Below are 16,687 nucleotides of genomic sequence, written 5' to 3'. Positions count from 1 at the left end.
ATGATGGCGGAGCAATCGCGACTTGCTTGTTCCGTGATCTCGAAGGAACGCAAATGCCCCTCCTTGCACCACCGCCCAAGGCGGAATGGATCGAACAACGCGGCGAACTTGAACAGTGGCTGGCCGAGCTATCGTCCGGCACGGTGCTCGGCCTCGACACCGAATTCATGCGTCGCAACAGCTTTTATCCCCAGCTGGCCCTGCTGCAGTTGGGCGTGAACGGCCGCTACGCCTTGGTCGATCCGCTTGCCTTCGACATCGGCACTGCGTTGAAGCCGCTGGATCGCGCCGACGTGATCACCGTGATGCACAGCGCCAGCGAGGATCTGGAAACCCTCTCGCCATGGTTGCCGGAAGGCCCACGCGTGTTGTTCGACACGCAGATTGCCGCGGCCTTCGTCGGCATGGGCCTGGGAATGAGCTATCGCGCCCTGGTGGCGGAGCTGATCGGCGTGGAGCTGGACAAAGGCGAAACACGCTCCGACTGGCTGCAGCGCCCACTCACTGCTTCGCAACGCGATTACGCCACGCTGGATGTGGTCTATCTCGAAGCCGTGCACCACCAGCTTGCCCAACGCCTGGCGCAACGCGACCGCGCCGACTGGCATGCGGAAGATTGCGAGCGGCTCAAGCGCAAGAGCTGCCCGCGCGAAGGCGACCCGCAGCCCCAGCTCACTTTTCGCGGCGCCGCCGAGTGGCCGCGCGAACAGCAGGCCCTGCTGCGCCGCATCTTGCTGTGGCGCGACGTCACCGCCCGGCTGCTGGACAAGCCCCGCCCGTGGCTGCTGGAAGACGCCCTGGCGCTCAGCATCGCCCAGCAGCCGCCGCAGAAACTGGAAGAGCTGGAACGCCGCTGCGCCGGCCAGCGCGCCCTTCGTTCGGCACAACGCGCCGAGCTCTTCGATCTACTGCAGCCCGCCGTCAGCCCCGAAGAAGTCGCGAACACCGCCGCCATTCCCCCATTTCCGCAAGGCAAGGCCAAGCAGGCCCTGGCCGAGATGAAGCAGAGCGTGGACACCCTGGCCACCCAAATGGACCTGCCCCCCGGCCTGCTCTGTTCGCGCCGAGTGCTGGAGGAATTCGTGGTCTCGGCCCGCTGGCCGGAAGCCCTGGAAGGCTGGCGCCGCAGCGTGCTCTACGACCGCCTCACCGGCCTGCTGCCCGGCTAGCCCCGGGGCTTGGCGCTCCCCCGCTCCGCTGCTACCATGTACAGCTCGCGTGGGGCGGTAGCTCAGCTGGGAGAGCGTCGCGTTCGCAATGCGAAGGTCGGGAGTTCGATCCTCCTCCGCTCCACCAATTCGTTCCCGACAAAACAGCGCTTTATGCCTTGCGGCGTGAAGCGCTGTTTTGTTTTGGGGCTTGGGACTTTGCGCACGCCACGATGAGAATTGCCTCAAATTGACAGACCTATCGATGACCGCTAACCACATCGACACGACGTATCGAACGGCTCAACCTCGTCGACGACAATGGCAGAATGAGTTGTAAACTAAGGCATGGAATTGCGTGGACAACTCTGACCAGCGCGGGTCCAAAAACGCCTCGCGTCATCGGTGTGTTACTTGGCCCCTCATTGACGCTGCCGTCGTCACCTCCTCTTTTGCCGTGTCGGCCATCTTGCTGCGGTGGGACCTCGATGGGCTCGTGTTCAGTTCGCCATCACGTAACCCGCCCCATGAAGACCAGGCCTATCGATTAATGGTCGCCCCCTGAAACAAGATTGCAGTTCGTCGATACGAAACCACCGCGAGGTCCTGCGTTGTCCTCTTCCCAGGTCAATACGGCGAGATCCAGATCTGCGGGAGTGGCCAGATCACGGACGGCATCTAATCCCCGCGTAGCATTCTGGTGTTGATCAGGCTGCCTCGGCCTTAGCCATCCATCCTCCTGATCTATAGGGCGCAATGAAAGCCTTGAACGCCAGCACAGGACAACATTGACAATCCAGACCAGTGTGCTTAAATATTAACCACTTATCTACTACACCTATCCGTTCGGGCCAGGGACTCCAAAGAGGTTGGACACTGATCCGGCGTATGTGTTGGTTCGGTAGACTCGTGACCTCCAGAACCTTTACAGGTTTAGCGCAGCGATCCGGTCTATTGCCGCAGCGGACGGTAAGAATAGTTAGATATCTTTCGAGAACGGGGACCAACGCAGTTGGTCCCCGTTTCTATTAGTGGCAGTCGTTGCTGAACATGTTGATATGCGTGCTCTGTGGCACATCAACCATGTCGTCATGACAGTTTGGAAAGCTTCCCTCAATTCTCGTTTCCTGCCCCCACTCATAGGTCACGTTGAAGTGCCTGTTTGTCGGGATACGCTTGCCGAAACGAAACGTCCCCGTTAATTCACACATCGTAAAGTGCGGCTCGCCGGTCGGAAGTTGTGCGTGAATCTCTTTTCCATAATCAAAGAGCTTCTGATCCTCATCGACGAAATACTGTGTCTTGTAACTGGTTGCCCTTCTTGGTCGCCGCAAATCTCTCAATGCCTCCACTAACGAAGGAAGTCTACGGGTGAACTCGTTATGGAGCGTCTCAGTTGCACATAGTGCTCTAAGCTCGCGAAGCTCCGGCGCGAGGAAATTGCGAAGAGGAAGGATGATAGCCTGCTCTTTGTCCGCCTCATTCATAAATGAAAGCAAACACGTGAAATTTTTCAAAAGTCGCGTCAATGCAGTTTTGATGACATTTTTATAGTGCGCGCTCTGCGTCGCATCCACAGTGGCGACGAAATAAGCATCATTTACCCTCAGCTTCGTGACGATGCTCTCGTGAATTTTGTCAACTACCAACATCGCCGCATCCACCGTTTTTGTCGAACGGTGCAAATACTTATCCATCAGTTCCAGGCTTGTGGTGGGATCAAAGATGCCAATTTGGAACGACAAATTGAGTTCCTGAACACGCCGCATACTCCGCGCTTCACTTGGAATGATGCCGACTTGGCTCTTTTTAAAAAAATCAATAAGCCTTTGATCCGAAGAAATCAACCCAAGAAATATCTGCATATCACTGCAATAGCTTGACGATGACGGAAACGGGAATGTTGATCTTCTCAAGCTCTTTTTCTGGAAGCGAACTTAGTGCTCTAAAAAAAGCAAGCATTGCCTCTTTGTTTCGGCCATGCAAAACCTGTGAAGCTGACTGGCTTTCCGGATTATTTTCCGGGGCCAATTTATAATTAGCTGACCTTGGAGCCAACATCACTTTCGCTGGATGAGACGGATGCTCGATCAACTCGTAATTACCCGCACTTTCGGTCTCTTTAATCATTCGCTTGAGTCTTAGATCACCTAGGACCTCTTGGAGATCGAGGTTTGGAAAGCGTTCTTTAAGAGCTCGCGGAATGTTACTCACATAGATGGGCTTCTTCTGACTCGCCCAGTGTTCGCCGGCAATCACTGCCAATGCGTCAATCAACTCTGCTTTGCTGGTCATATCCGGTCTTCTCAGTCAACGTGTGAAGTCATGCATCGATAGGTTCGTCCAAACGACTTTTCGGCCCTTCTGCCTTTGTGACATTAAGCAACCTAGCAGGCAGTCGGAGCTGCTCAGGTTTCCCGCAACCCCACCAACAATCTATATCCATGGATCTTTTCGGATTTCGACGTGATCGGCCAGGGGCCGACTCATTTGAAGTATCTTAGGACCTCTAGACGGACTTCGGAATCATACCAACTCCCTTTCCGCCATCCATCGCCCGCCTTCTGCTCTTAGTTTATAGAAGAACGATTCCAGGCTACCTTATCCTCCGCCACAAAACTAAACCTGGAACCGTTATCTGTATTTCTGCCGGCTTTTCGAGTCGAGTGAGCAATGTTTTATCTTTGGAGCGAAACGTCCACAGGTTGCCTCTGATCCACGATGTGGGCGTCATCCAACTCCACCCTCGACAAGCTACTCTCCGCAGCTATTTTGTTCCACGAGGCGTTTCGCTGCCGGGACGTGCTTCAAAGCCGTATTTCACCGCATAGGTGGTTTACAAAAGCTCGTACTCTCGCTGCTTGAGCCATTTTGCCGCCGCATAGGCGGTTTCAACGCCCGCGCCGCCGGGCGTTGTGTTTCGTGCCCCGTGAAGTCCCATGGCTCGCCCGCCGCACAATAATGAGTTAGATAGATATGTCAAATGGATCCTCTCCACCTGATGGTGGCAAATTGAGCGACGCCGCATCTGACACGGCCTTTGCGATTTCGAGGAACTGTTTGTCCGGATAGCCTGGATGCCTCACTAGAGACCATTCACGCTCCACATCCTCCTTAGTCCAGAGTTGGACTTCATGCTTTCGCAAGTAGTCACTGGGGTTGGCAACTTGATTGCCCGGGAGGATACAAACCAAACACGCCACGACCTCTGATGAGTGACTTGAATCCTTGAGTGCATCAAAGACCTTTGCTCGACGGCGGACCAGTTTGCTGAATTTCTTGCGAGCATCATCGAGGGTCACAGAGCATTCAACCAACATCCAACGACCACCTGGCGTCGTCATTACTATGTCGGCCGAGTCTGTATTCATTGAAAGGCCTGGATTGAACCCTCGCAAAAACAGGAGTGCCGCAACCGCTTGCTCAAATCTTCGGGCTTCCTGACCTGGGGTGAGCAAAAGCAGTTGGAGCTTCTTCAGCTCCGGATCGTTCTTCTCTATGGCCACGTAACGCGCGTTGCTGGCTCTGGTTGGATGCGGAAACGGCTGTCGGCTTGCAACGAGACCTCCAATTTTCAAGATGGCGGTCACATCACGCGCACCAGGAAAGGAGGTGCATGACCATGCGCTCTGCTTGCCTTCGCCAGATGCAATCCACTCGATGCCGCCGAAAGGCTTCAACGGTCCACGCATAGTTTTTGGCCCATCGCGTCCCATCAACGTAACAGCATTCCAGCTGGTGGCTCCATGAGCAAGGATCGCGATCTTTAGCCGGTCGCCATCCCAACCACTCCGTTCCATATCGAAATTGGCCGGCGGCTCAACGACGACTTCAACGTGCGGACTGACATTTCTTAGCCGCGGATCAGGCAGATCCAGACTGTGGAGCAAATGATCGAAGCCATCAAAAAGTGGCTCATGACGCCCAAGCTCCGCGTCCAAGGCGGGTGTGAAAATCTGATGCCATGACTCCATCACTTGGGATCCGCCAAGCGTGGAGACCATTTTGCATTGAAGAAACTCAACCTTTCGCTCCGGTACAGCATCAACTGGCTGAAAGGGGCGCCGACACTCCAAAAGGTCTTCATTTAATGAAAAGGTTGATTCCTGTATTTGAATGTTTCCGCTCAATGCTGAGTCAAAAATTTCGCGGAGCTTTGCGCGCGGAAGCTTGTCCATTCGAATTACACCAGCAACCAAATTCAGAGCACCCTTATGAAACGCCTCAAGGTCCGAACTAAGCCGCCAACCAAACCTAACTGAAGCAAAAAAAAGAACATTCTTGCCGGCGTCCTTATGCGCGAGGTATCGAATTTCGCAGGAATAGTCGTCCAAGATCCAAGCGTGGCTGTCGGTGCGAAATGCGGCAGTTTCCGTGTACTCCATAGCGTGGCCACCTTTAAAAGCTAGTTTGTGTTCGCGACTGGGCCAGCCGATTCGCCAACCCTTCGCACCTGAAATCAAATCGTGGTTCGACTATCAGTCGATCAAGAACTGCTCCAAGAACGGTTCCGGATCAACACATATTCCGAAAAAAAGCTAATCCACGGACCTCTTATCATGTTCCGATGCCACCTATCTTTTAGCGATAAACGAGTAGCTCGTAACATCGTTAGCACTTGGACAAGCCATGTCGCATGATATTCACCTGTTCGCCTTCATGACCATCTCCCTCGATCAAAGTGATATCGAAAACTGCATTGATTAAATCTTGGTCTTGCTCCAACGCATCCAAGGCGACGTCAACGAGGCTAACCATCATGATTAGGTCGCATGGACCATTCGAGCAAACCAAGACGGCATTATCGTAGCTTTGACATAGTGCCCACCGCTTCCGGAATTCCCGCGAAGGTCGCGGGAGTTCTTCGTCACGAAAATCAAGTCATCATTCAAAATAATAGGCATAAAATACCAATCTTATTTATCGGCGAGACCTTGTCATTCAATATGAACCGAATCATGGGAACCACGGTTTTTGCTTGTTTTGCAAGAGCAGCGCTGAGGCACTCATCAATGAGAAATTTTATCATCTCGCTCTTGCTTCCGTGCCGAGCTGTGCTTCAACTTTCGGAAAGGAACATTGCGGCTCTCTCGCACCGTGGCCCCTACTGGCGGCATGATGGGTTCGCGCGGCCGCCCTCGCATGGGATTGGTCTTTGCATACAACGCAGCCTTCTCCACATCCGACTTGGTGAGATTAGGGTAAGCCAGCAAGATTTCTTCAATCGGATAGCCCTTGTTAACAGAGTCAGCCACATCGTAGGCAGGAATACGCGTCCCCTTAATTACTGGAATTCCATTCAGAATGTCAGGATCGGAGACGGCCCAATCACGAGCGTCCACCAATTGATCATAATTACCAATGATGGCCTCCACGCATCGTCGCAAGTTGACTGACACTAGGTCCGAAGAAACAGTTATCCCCTCAAACGCCAAGGCCAAGTTCTTTTCCAAGAGCTCTTGCGTGACGTCATTCACTGAGGAAATAGGAATTAGCGCCTTCATTCGATCGATGATTTGGCCGCGTACCTTGGCCGTAAACAGTTCCGATGTTCGAAAGTAAACCGCCAGGAACAAACAGGCGGTCAGGGACAGCTCACGCCCTCCAACACGGAACAACTCGACCGGTAAGATACCTTCATCCATCGCACGATCAACGTCTTGGATTTCAACGCCCGCGACGAACGCCGCCTCAGCTGTCTTGAGGTGATGAGGCGTGTTCACAGCAGTTGAATGGGCAGTCATAGCATCACCACTAATCTTTCAATTGGAACATCGCTAATCGCCGCCACGGATATCATAGATACTGACGAAGTCGAGTCGCTCTATGCCTTCAAGCTACAGCGCACAAATCCAAGCGGCGATCGCCTACATAGCACACTCACGACATCTGTTACGGTGGATGTGCCATCGGCGCCATCTGTTTCCGGGCCACGCCGATGACCATTGCAGCAATGCAGTGAAAAAGCGCGGGTCGCAGGGATAGGAGCCCATACGACCCGCTAAATCACAATCAACCTGTGAGGTGTTGATCATGATCTGCAACGATAATACGACAAGCGAACGCCCTTCTGAACTCTTCTGGCTCATCCACGAGCCACAGCTTCCCCGAGACCCGGAGCAAGCGAAGCGGCACACCTCCCAAATGAAAATCGCCGGCACATCGCTGGCCATGTATGTGATTCGCAATCTCTTGAAACACGAAAAGGCCTTGCGCCGGAAGAAAGAGGCTCCCGCGCCGTCCGATACCGAGGCATGGCCGCTCAGCCCGACGCAATTGCAAGGTCTACGCGCGGCGCTGTATTTTCTTCGCATACATAGCGACCAGCTACTGCAGGCAGAGCGGGGCGAATAAGCTGTTTGCGTGTGCGTGATTTTCCTTTGGCGGCACACCTACTGGAGGTCGGCGTGCCGCATTAGGAATCAAGGTGCCCAGCGGCATGAGAGAACTATGGTTCCGAGTTGAATATCCGCTCGCTCAAACGAATCCTTGGACCCTCAACCAATTTAGATTCGCATCCGAGGACGTAACTTTTTTATGTTGAGTGCTTCGCACGGCACGTTGAAACTGGATTCCGGCTTTCGCCGGAATGACGGCTCGCGCTGGAACGGCATCTATGTGATGCTAATTTTTCAGGAACGGAAGCCCGAATAAGATGGGGAGAACCTCAGGTTCCAGATGGATTGTCTGCAAATCCATACGAAATCTGGAACCTTTACCAAGCCACAGTCGCCATCCTCAAACCCAACGGATCAGAATCTGGCAAGAGCCGCCTCGGGGATCGAATTCCGAGGTGATCTCGCCCCAGGGGTAACGATAAATCGCCTGCTGCGGCTTTTTCTCGGAGGGCTGTCCAAGCGCTTTCAGCAAAAAGGCTTCATGCTTCCCACGCAGCGCCTGCAGATCACTACCCGCCTCATCCGCAAACGAAAAGGCCACTGTTTTAAGTTTGTCATGCTCGAAGCCCAAGGATAGATGGGCAGCATGCCCTGCGATTTCGTAGGGACCGGCCATGTGAAAGACCCAGCCGGTCTTCATGTCGATTTCGCGGTTGAACGTTACTCCGTTCGACACGACGTCCTGCAGTGTCATGCCGGCCAGAAAAGTCAGCTTTAAAAGTAGGTTCCAGGTTGACTTACCTGTTACGACATATTTCACCGATCAAAACACCCCACTGTTCGCGCCCTGGCAAGTCAACGAATGGGATTCGAGTCCCCGAGAATTCGCTATGTCTCTCTACTTGTCATCCCTTCGCGCGCGTGGATGGGGATACGTAGTGCGAAATATCACGATCAGGTCTGCGCCGTAAGCCTTTTCCTACGTAGCAAAGCGATGTTTGCCCGTACACAGCATCGTAAGGTTGGCGTTAGCATCCCATGCTCTCAGGGAACGCATGGAGGGTTGAGCGATGCGAAGATTCGTCGCAAAGATGCGAGCAGAGACATCCACTGCTGCATCGCGAGCTGGAAAGCTCCGAGGTCATTAACTGGATGACCTCGTCTCTGTCCCCCTTTCACGGAGAAGCCACCATCGCTCATTACAGCAAGCGGTGGAGCGCACAGCGTGTCATGCATTCGACATCTGACCGTACCGCCTGAACCGACTTAAAACTTTGGTAACACCCCCCTTGCTAAGCTGTTGGACGGCGGGGAGTTCAACAGGGTTTACGCATGGCTCAGCGGCGATTTTTCGCCGCTGCACGGGCAGCGTCTCCGCCGAATCATCCACCTGTTTTCCGTTCGTCTTGAAAAGGATGTTCGTCTAAGAAGTGCGTCGAAGTATGTCCCCAAATCAAACGAGGATTTCACGATGCTTACCCTTCAAAGAGACTTCAAGTATGAGGGTGATGCAAGGCAGGCGATCTTTACCAGCCTACGCGTCAAATTCAATTACCCGGTTTTCAATTACGTCGCCGATCCGAACGGCGCCGCGGTCATGCGCACCAACGGCGTGGAAAAAACCCTGGCCATCGCCTGCGAGCTGACCGACACCAATTATCGCGCGGACCTTCCACCGCGTGACTTGATGGGGGAGAACCCCGCAAGCTTCGTCAATTACTTGCAGCAGGCCTTCGCCAACACGAATTTCAATGTCGAAGACATCGCTTTCAATGTCGACGTGCTCTACAGCGACGTTGTCAGCAACATCCCCGTCGGCGGCACTACCTTCGGCTGCTTATATTTTCCAAAGACTGCCGCAGCAGCGCCAACCAACGGCCTGGTGACGGCGACAGCGCTGCCGCAACCTGCCTTGCCCATCGCGAACCTGCTTTTTGCGGGCAATGTCTCGTTGATCAATCGAGCGCCCTATGAGCAGCTGTTCGAGGACTACCGCAAGCTGACCTCCTCGCAGGACGAATTCGGTTTCGCCAACTTACTGCGTCAATTCGTAGTCCTGGCGGACGATCGCACGCACGAACTCCCCACTCTCAACGAAGCCGTGCTGGCGCGCCTCACTACGATATTGACCGAACGCGGTGTCACCAAGACCAAAGAGGCGATTGCGCTGGTCCAAGAGCGCTTTGCACAGCTGTTCAATTTCGGCATTCAGGTCAAGGAAATCAAGCCGCTGGCGGTCGCCGGGCGTTTCACCATCAAGCCCAAGGACAACCAGCCGGTTACCCACGACGATGTGCAGCTCTACGACATCACCGTGAGCTATGCCGTCCTGAGCGAAAACGATGCGACCAGCTTTGCCAGCTCCCGCGTCGATTGGGCGAGCAACCCCAACAAGCTGGAAAACAACGCCATCGCTTTCACCTTCGACGATAAACACCCCATCGTCGCCAGCGCGGTGCACGGTTCGTTGACCATTTCGGTCAAGGCCTTCGACGGCTCAGTGGTGTGGAGCAAGGGCTATCGCCCGGACGACCCCGCCCTGCAGAAACTGGATATCGTCGTTGCCCTGCAGCGCCCCGGCACGCTCAGCACGGCGGATGGAAAGCAGGTCGCCGTTAGCCAGAAGCTGCGCGGCAAGTTGATTCTCGTCCATGCGGGCACCTCGCTCAAAGACGCCATGGTGCTGGTCCAAGCCAAGAAGAAAGGTGACACGACCTGGCGCATCGTCAGCGCCGGCGCCGCTGACAGCGCGGGCAACTTCACCATCCCTTACCCGGTTGGCAACTACGTTGCGGCTCAGGCGCTGGTCTCCCTGACGCCCAATAGCCCTGTCGATATCCCGGTTACGCCGGGTGATCCGGATGGCCATTCGATCAGCGACGATTTCCTGTACCTGCTGGTCGATCTTCCCTTGCCCCCGCCGGTAGAAGAAGAAAAGGAAGGTACGTGCGATTGCCGCTCGACGGAAATCGTGCCGCGCTTGCCGGATCACAATGACCTGATCCATTCGGATGCGTTTTCGCAGGATGTCGGCGGTTCGTGTGTCAGCCTCTCCACGCCTCACCGCACTCTGCGCGAATTCAACTATCAGGCCATCGTTCGCACTTCCGACCCGGACGTGGCGAACTACACCCTGATAAAGAGGAATGACGGCAGCTTCGATCTGACCGGTGGCAGCACCAAGGTTCAGCGCGGCCCGGTGGATCTGCACAATCCGGTCAAGTGGCAGGACGCCCCTGATTACCACAGCAACCTGTCGCTGTACCAGGCCGTCACGGTCGCCACCGGCCATATCCTGCACTACAAGGCCGAATTCAGGGCGGATGGTTACTCGCTCGGCGACATGCTGTATTCACTGCCGCTGGCGCCGGGTCAAAAGAAGCAAATCGTGATCTTCGACGCCGCGCACTCCCTGCAAGGCTCGGAATCTCAAGCCTTGAGCCAGGGCGAGCGCCTGGCGGCCAACCTGACCGACGATCGCGGGATCACCGACCAGATCGCCGGCAACCTGGGCGAATCGCTGCAAGGCAGCAGCGATGCCACCACCAGCGGCGTCAGCGCGGGCCTGGGTGCAGCGGGTTCTGCCGGTTTCTTCGGCGCGTCGCTGGGTGTCGCTGGCGGTTACGCCAATGCCAATTCTTCGGCGCAGCAGAATAGCGCGCGCAACGTCGGGGAGTATTTCCACGAAAAGCTGCGCCAGTCGATCATGCAGAACGCCAGCAGCTACCGCCAGCAGAATGCCTCGGTGGTGACGCGGGTGCAGGAAGGGCAGCATTACTCGGCCGAAACCGAAGTCGTCGCCAATCACAACCATTGTCACGCGGTGACCATGGCCTACTTCGAGGTGCTACGCCACTACGCGATCTTCCAGGAGCTGACCGACGCCGAAGAATGCGTGTTCGTGCCGCTGCTGATGACCCACTTCACGCCCGACAACATCAGCAAATGGCGTGATGTGCTGGCGCGGTATCTGTTGCCTCTGCATGGCGACACCTATCTGCAGCCGTATCGCACGTTGCGCATGGGCCGCGCCCATCCCTTGCTGGGTGCATTCGACGCCAACGACCGCATTCGCACCAACTACGCCAATGTCGATTTCCCGGCCTCCAGCTACGATGACGAGGTGATCAGCAACATCCAGGGCGAGTTGACCATGCGCGTCAACCTGCCCCGCCCCAAAACCCGCTATGACCGCATCAAGTCGCTGCCGATCATCACCAAGACGGTGACGACCCAGGAGGTCGATCCGGCTTCGGCTGCGATGAGCGCGGTGGCTGCGTTATTCACGTTCGGCTTGTCGCTGGCGGCTGGCGACGATGGTACGCATACCGTTACCCAGCAGGTCATGGCGCGCGCGCAGCTATTCGATGCGTTCATGCAGATGGATGCCAATTATCAGAGCGTGCCACCGGCACAATGCGTGCGCATCACCAATTTCCGTCCCTTCCAGATCAAGATCTTCGGTTCGGACCAGACGTTTACGCCTTTCAATTTTTTCCAGGAGAGCATCCTTGACCGCCAGGCCTGGACCGCCTACGCCAATATTCTGGGCTACACCGATGTGCTCGACTTCCTGGACTACTACTTCAAGGACCGCTTGATCGCCGAGTGGGACGGCATCTTTTACCAGGATATCGTGCCCTATGTGTTCCAACGCCTGGTGGATTCGCTGCATTTGGACTCAGTTGCCACCGAATGGACCAGTTCGCAACGCTACAAAGGCGGCGAGCGAGTGATGCGGCTGGATATGAACGGGTCGACCAGCCTCAAACGCAATCAGTTCAACCCGAAGCTGAAACTGTCTTGCGGCGATACCCATCTGAAGAGCATCACCGATCAGCTTACGCTGATAGTGGAGAACGTACGCCTGACCTATTCCACGCCTCACTTCAACGGCGTGTTGTTCTCGGGCCACTCGGGCATGGATCTGTTCCCCGAGGTCGAGCTCTACGCACCGGAAAGCGCCAACGAGAAGCGCAATCCGCGCAAGGAAGACGCGTACGTGGTGCAGCGGCTGATCGAGCATCTGAACAGCAACGTCGAGCACTACAACAAGGCACTATGGTTCAATCTCGATGGCGACCGGCGCTTCGCCTTGCTCGACGGCTTCAACATCCAGATCTACGACGATTTTGGCGAAGCCGTGGGTTACCGCAGCCTGGCCTCGGTGGTGAAGAACCAGTTGATTTCGATTGCCGGCAACTCGCTGGTGTTTCCGGTGGCGGCCGGCTACAAGGTCAGCAAGTCCTATATTGTGGAGCGCAACGCAGACGGCAATGCCGAAGACGTGTCCCTTCTCGACCATTACGCTCCCTTGGAGCCCACGCCACCTTACCGGGTGAGTATTCCCTCGCGCGGCGTCTATGTCGAATCGGTCAAGGGGCAATGCGATGCCTGCGAGGACGAAGAGGACAACACCTCGCAAGACTGGACCAAGTTCACCACCGACGAGCCGACGCAGATATCGCCGTTGACGCCACCAGTGCCGACGGTTACCGACTGGAAGGCGGCGTACAAGGATTTTGCACCGCCTATCGTCAATATCCAGAACGCGCCAGCCACCCCGGCCCCCGGCGTGGGGCTGGCCGGCATCACCGATCTGCTCGGCAAATCCGGCATCTTCAAGGACGTCACCGGCCTGGACGCGAACCAGCAGAACGCCATCAAGACGCTGCAGTCGAACAACGAGAATGTGCGTGCACTGGCCGATAGCGCGAAAGGCCTGGCCATGCAGCAGCACAACACCGACAACTCCGACAAGATCATCAATTCGCTGAAGAAGGCCAAGGACAGCGGCGGCATCACTCAGCAGGAATACGGCGGCCTGCTGAAGAATCACTTCCAGCAGGTGATCGACGGCGGCGAAAGCCAGAAGCTGCAGGCGGCACAGGCCAAGCCCTCCTTGACCGACGCGGCGATCGACGCTGCCAACCAGGGCAAGGGTATCAAGGCGCAAAAGACCACGCCGGAAGGAGGTACCGAATCAGTCGAGATCGAAGGCGGTAGCGGCGAAAACGTGCTGGCGCAAGTCAACGGCAACATTCCAGTCCTGCAACAGGCCAACGATATGGCCTGTTGGGCGACGGTCGCCACCATGATGGTCAACTGGAAGAACGGGCAGAACCAGACCGTTCCGCAGGTGCTGGCCATCGCCGGCACGCAGTATGTGAACAAGTTCAACAACAGTCAGGGCCTGATGGCGTCCGAAAAACAGGGCTTCATCAGCGCGCTGGGCATGACCGGGGAGGCACCGGCCAGCTATACCTTGCAGCAGTACATCACCTGGATGCAAACCTACGGTCCGCTATGGGTGACCACCGATTCGGCACTGGACGCCGGTCCGTTCTCGCCGCACGCCCGCATCCTCACCAAGATCACCGGCAGCGGCACGCCCGATGGCGTAGGCACCAACTTCACCTTCATCGACCCGGCCACCGGCAGCACCACCAGCTCGTCCTTCGGTGACTTCATCAATGCCTACGAGCAGATGGTGACGGATAATCCGTCCGACAATCTGTTCGTACAGATAGTCCACTTCACGGATAACGTCAGTGCCGGCGGCAGCTCCAGCACTAGTGGCGGCGAGGGTGCGAGTGAAGGTGGCACGGTCGATACCGATCCACGCCGCGAACAGGTCGAAGTGGCCCGGCAATTGTCGGTGTTCAGCGGCGCGCCCGCCGGTTCGGTGCGCAAGATGTTCGCTGACTACGTCACGAAGAAAATGGCGCAGGTCTGGAATGGCAGCGGCGGCATCATCTGCTTTGCCGATTACAAGGATCAGTCCAGGCAAGTGGACTACCTCAATTCCAACTTGGTGCCGGCAGGCTACGCCGCCGCGGCGGCCAAGGCCAGGGATGCCATCACGGAAGCGTTCGACGAGTGGGACAACATCTCGGCGGGCAAGCCCGATCCATTGACCTGGGCCGACCCTGGCACGTGGGCCTACACGCGTAGCTTCGTGGTCAACAACCAACGCTTCTGCGCGATTCGCTGTTTCCCGCTGGTCAAGCCCAATTACGCCAAGGACTATTTCCCGGTGTTGGCGCACGAGGTCTGCCATTACCTGCTGTCGTTCAGCGAGGACGCGGTCCTGGCCGATACGCGCGCCTATTTGTTCGATCCGTCGATCACCGCCGCAGCCGATCTGACGCTCGGTGCCACCGCGCGCAACGCATTGATCCAGGAAGTAGTGGGAAGGCGCCTGAACTATCTGGCGCACCTGGAAATCGACACAGCGACGCCCGTCGCGGATGCCTCCACCGGGGCCAACATCGGCAAGAAGGTGTTCGAATGGGCGAAGGGGCCGTTTGCCGCCAATACCTATTACGGCCCGATCACCCAGTTCCTGACCAAGCTGCCTAGCGATGCCGCTCGGCGCAATCAGGTCGGGATATGGCTGCAGAACTTCTACACTTCGGTGGACATGTACGACGACAGCGGCTTCACCACCAAGCTCAAGAACGATCTGAACATGGCTGGTGAATTCCTCAAGAAAGCAACGCAAGCGGACTACGACGCACAGGCACCGGACGGTATCCACTGATCCGATGGGCGCTTCCTCCCCTGCCGTGATGGGCAGGGGAGGAGCGCATTGTCCTTGTAAGTCAGCGCATCACACCCGTTCAGATGCCCTCGGGAATGCCGCTGCGACCGTCCATTTTCGAGATCTCCCAGTCGCAGGCAAAAAGCCAGATCAAACTTTAATGAGCTGAAACGTACCCTGCCCAGGCAGTGCATTGATCATCTGGGCACCTTTGTCGATCAAGCTCCTTGCCTCCGGGCCGACGTAGTAGTCCCCGCCTGGCAGCCGCCCCCATTCCTTTTTCATCCAACGGGAAATTTTCTCGAAATAAGGTCTGGTTTGCACCGCCAGCGTCGCCACGTCGTCAGACCAACCGATATGTCCAGCAACGAGGTAAGGATTTTTGAAATAAGCCCGCATATATGCCAGCAAAGGATCCCTGGCGTCCGTAAGTCTTACAGGGGGATGGCCGAATGGATGCAGTTCGGATCCAGAAACGACTGAAAGATAACAAAATGGCCCATCCACCGGATCAGCGCTGAGCTCCCTGTCGATCAAAGGCGCAAGGATATGCAGACCTATAGAAGTAGAGAATCTCTGCAAAAACTCCAGGTCCGACGATCCACAGTAAAACCCGATGCTACGTCCCATAATTCACGCACTCCTCAACACTTTCCCGCAAGCTTACTCATTCGTTGCAAAAATGCAGGAACCGTCATCTACCTCTACGCACAGTGAGACATAAGCAAATACCTTTTAGCGCACCTTCTTTTTCGGATTTTGCAAAAGCCCGGTAGGCTCAAGCTCCTCTATGACCTTCCTGATTCTTTCAACCCCGTCGCCATTCGCCGCCGATATAGGCCCGTCATTCACCTGAACCAGCGCGCCAGACTTAAACCCGTTCGCCGTGTGTTTCGGTGAAAGATGATTCAATACATCAGCATTGGAAAAATACGTCAGCCAGCCTATTCGCACATCGCCAATCGGCTGGCGCAGCAGGTTATCGACTTCGGACCGCGTAACCGTGGCATGGTGTGGCGTCCAATAGGAAACCGCGATGTCCAGCAACTTCCTGGCAACCTCTTCTGATTCGAACTCTGGCGCCAAATGAAGAGTGACGTTGTCAAGATTGCGTCCGTTGCTTCCGATACTGACTTGAACCGAAAGATCTGCAGCCCCTTCCATCGTACCCAGGACAAACCCAGCCCGAAAACTCAATGCTGGGCGGCAGTTATCCGAGAACTCCTTATTTCTCGGATCCTCGTTTACGTACACCCAGTCCTCGGGTAGGGACGCAACAACCTCTTGGTCAAAATTGGAAAAATCCTGCTTGACCACTCCGGAAGATTCCTTTGGGTCGCGAACAACCTGCAACATTGCCAGCCCCGGAAAAGCATCACGGATATTCATCAAAAAATGCTTGACCTGATCAATGAACTGTCTTCCCGACAAAGGCCTATCGTACCAATAGCAGCTGACACTCAGGCTTTGCATGGAAAGTAGCATTTCTTAAGATTCCAGCAAGTTACGACCATGTTGGTCAAGCGAGTAGGCTGGGATGACAATCCCAGCTTTCCGGTGGCATCTCGCCGCTGGGATTGCCATCCCAGCCTACGCATCGCTCCAGGCAGAGCGGAATGGACAAGCCGTTCGCCTACGCATGACTCTTTTTGCGCCGC

Annotated in this window: 10 protein-coding genes and 1 tRNA gene; 4 read left to right on the top strand and 7 right to left on the bottom strand. The window is 55.8% G+C overall.

The genetic code is table 11. From position 1 onward, the window contains the following. Positions 1–53 precede the first annotated feature (53 nt). Both EKH80_RS05330 and EKH80_RS05325 read left to right on the top strand, forming a co-directional pair. Positions 54–1,169, top strand: coding sequence for a ribonuclease D (locus tag EKH80_RS05330; RefSeq protein ID WP_126683693.1), 1,116 nt, complete (start codon positions 54–56; stop codon positions 1,167–1,169). 51 nt (positions 1,170–1,220) lie between these two features. Further along, a tRNA-Ala gene (locus EKH80_RS05325) sits at positions 1,221–1,296 on the top strand. Between the two features lie 880 nt (positions 1,297–2,176). Here the strand turns inward: EKH80_RS05325 and EKH80_RS05320 are convergent. From EKH80_RS05320 to EKH80_RS05305, 4 genes are all read right to left on the bottom strand, one after another. After that, positions 2,177–3,013, bottom strand: a complete 837-nt coding sequence (locus EKH80_RS05320) for a hypothetical protein (protein WP_126683692.1) — start codon at positions 3,011–3,013, stop codon at positions 2,177–2,179. 1 nt (position 3,014) lies between these two features. Next, positions 3,015–3,443 (bottom strand): hypothetical protein, encoded by a 429-nt coding sequence (locus EKH80_RS05315; protein WP_126683691.1) that lies wholly within the window; start codon positions 3,441–3,443, stop codon positions 3,015–3,017. Positions 3,444–4,114: 671 nt separating this feature from the next. After that, positions 4,115–5,533, bottom strand: coding sequence for a hypothetical protein (locus EKH80_RS05310; RefSeq protein ID WP_126683690.1), 1,419 nt, complete (start codon positions 5,531–5,533; stop codon positions 4,115–4,117). A 624-nt stretch (positions 5,534–6,157) separates the two neighbouring features. Then, entirely contained in the window at positions 6,158–6,892 is a 735-nt protein-coding gene (locus EKH80_RS05305; protein WP_126683689.1) for a DUF433 domain-containing protein, read from the bottom strand. A gap of 289 nt (positions 6,893–7,181) precedes the next feature. Between EKH80_RS05305 and EKH80_RS05300 the strand changes: the two genes are divergently transcribed. Beyond that, on the top strand, positions 7,182–7,502 hold the full coding sequence (locus tag EKH80_RS05300; RefSeq protein WP_126683688.1) for a hypothetical protein: 321 nt from the start codon (positions 7,182–7,184) through the stop codon (positions 7,500–7,502). Between the two features lie 384 nt (positions 7,503–7,886). Here the strand turns inward: EKH80_RS05300 and EKH80_RS05295 are convergent, their stop codons facing one another. Beyond that, positions 7,887–8,306: a hypothetical protein gene (locus tag EKH80_RS05295; RefSeq protein WP_126683687.1), complete on the bottom strand. Its 420-nt coding sequence runs from the start codon at positions 8,304–8,306 to the stop codon at positions 7,887–7,889. A gap of 651 nt (positions 8,307–8,957) precedes the next feature. Here EKH80_RS05295 and EKH80_RS05290 point away from each other — a divergent pair. Beyond that, positions 8,958–15,029 carry a papain-like cysteine protease family protein gene (locus EKH80_RS05290; protein WP_126683686.1) on the top strand — a complete coding sequence of 2,024 codons (6,072 nt, stop codon included), beginning with the start codon at positions 8,958–8,960 and terminating at the stop codon, positions 15,027–15,029. A gap of 150 nt (positions 15,030–15,179) precedes the next feature. On the opposite strand, the gene EKH80_RS05285 is transcribed toward EKH80_RS05290, so the two are convergent. Together EKH80_RS05285 and EKH80_RS05280 are read right to left on the bottom strand one after the other, a co-directional pair. After that, positions 15,180–15,659: a hypothetical protein gene (locus EKH80_RS05285; RefSeq protein ID WP_126683685.1), complete on the bottom strand. Its 480-nt coding sequence runs from the start codon at positions 15,657–15,659 to the stop codon at positions 15,180–15,182. A 105-nt stretch (positions 15,660–15,764) separates the two neighbouring features. Further along, positions 15,765–16,502 (bottom strand): hypothetical protein, encoded by a 738-nt coding sequence (locus tag EKH80_RS05280; RefSeq protein ID WP_126683684.1) that lies wholly within the window; start codon positions 16,500–16,502, stop codon positions 15,765–15,767. Positions 16,503–16,687 lie beyond the last annotated feature (185 nt).

Source organism: Dyella choica (assembly GCF_003977665.1).
GTDB lineage: Bacteria > Pseudomonadota > Gammaproteobacteria > Xanthomonadales > Rhodanobacteraceae > Dyella_B > Dyella_B choica.
Note: the sequence above shows the minus strand (reverse complement) of the source record. Positions and strands in the feature narration are given on the sequence as shown.

Excerpts from the sequence above, each read along its gene's own strand:
- EKH80_RS05330 (WP_126683693.1), top strand. The coding sequence starts at position 54 with ATGCCCCTCCTTGCACCACCGCCCAAGGCGGAATGGATCGAACAACGC.
- EKH80_RS05320 (WP_126683692.1), bottom strand. The coding sequence starts at position 3,013 with ATGCAGATATTTCTTGGGTTGATTTCTTCGGATCAAAGGCTTATTGAT.
- EKH80_RS05315 (WP_126683691.1), bottom strand. The coding sequence starts at position 3,443 with ATGACCAGCAAAGCAGAGTTGATTGACGCATTGGCAGTGATTGCCGGC.
- EKH80_RS05310 (WP_126683690.1), bottom strand. The coding sequence starts at position 5,533 with ATGGAGTACACGGAAACTGCCGCATTTCGCACCGACAGCCACGCTTGG.
- EKH80_RS05305 (WP_126683689.1), bottom strand. The coding sequence starts at position 6,892 with ATGACTGCCCATTCAACTGCTGTGAACACGCCTCATCACCTCAAGACA.
- EKH80_RS05300 (WP_126683688.1), top strand. The coding sequence starts at position 7,182 with ATGATCTGCAACGATAATACGACAAGCGAACGCCCTTCTGAACTCTTC.
- EKH80_RS05290 (WP_126683686.1), top strand. The coding sequence starts at position 8,958 with ATGCTTACCCTTCAAAGAGACTTCAAGTATGAGGGTGATGCAAGGCAG.
- EKH80_RS05285 (WP_126683685.1), bottom strand. The coding sequence starts at position 15,659 with ATGGGACGTAGCATCGGGTTTTACTGTGGATCGTCGGACCTGGAGTTT.
- EKH80_RS05280 (WP_126683684.1), bottom strand. The coding sequence starts at position 16,502 with ATGCAAAGCCTGAGTGTCAGCTGCTATTGGTACGATAGGCCTTTGTCG.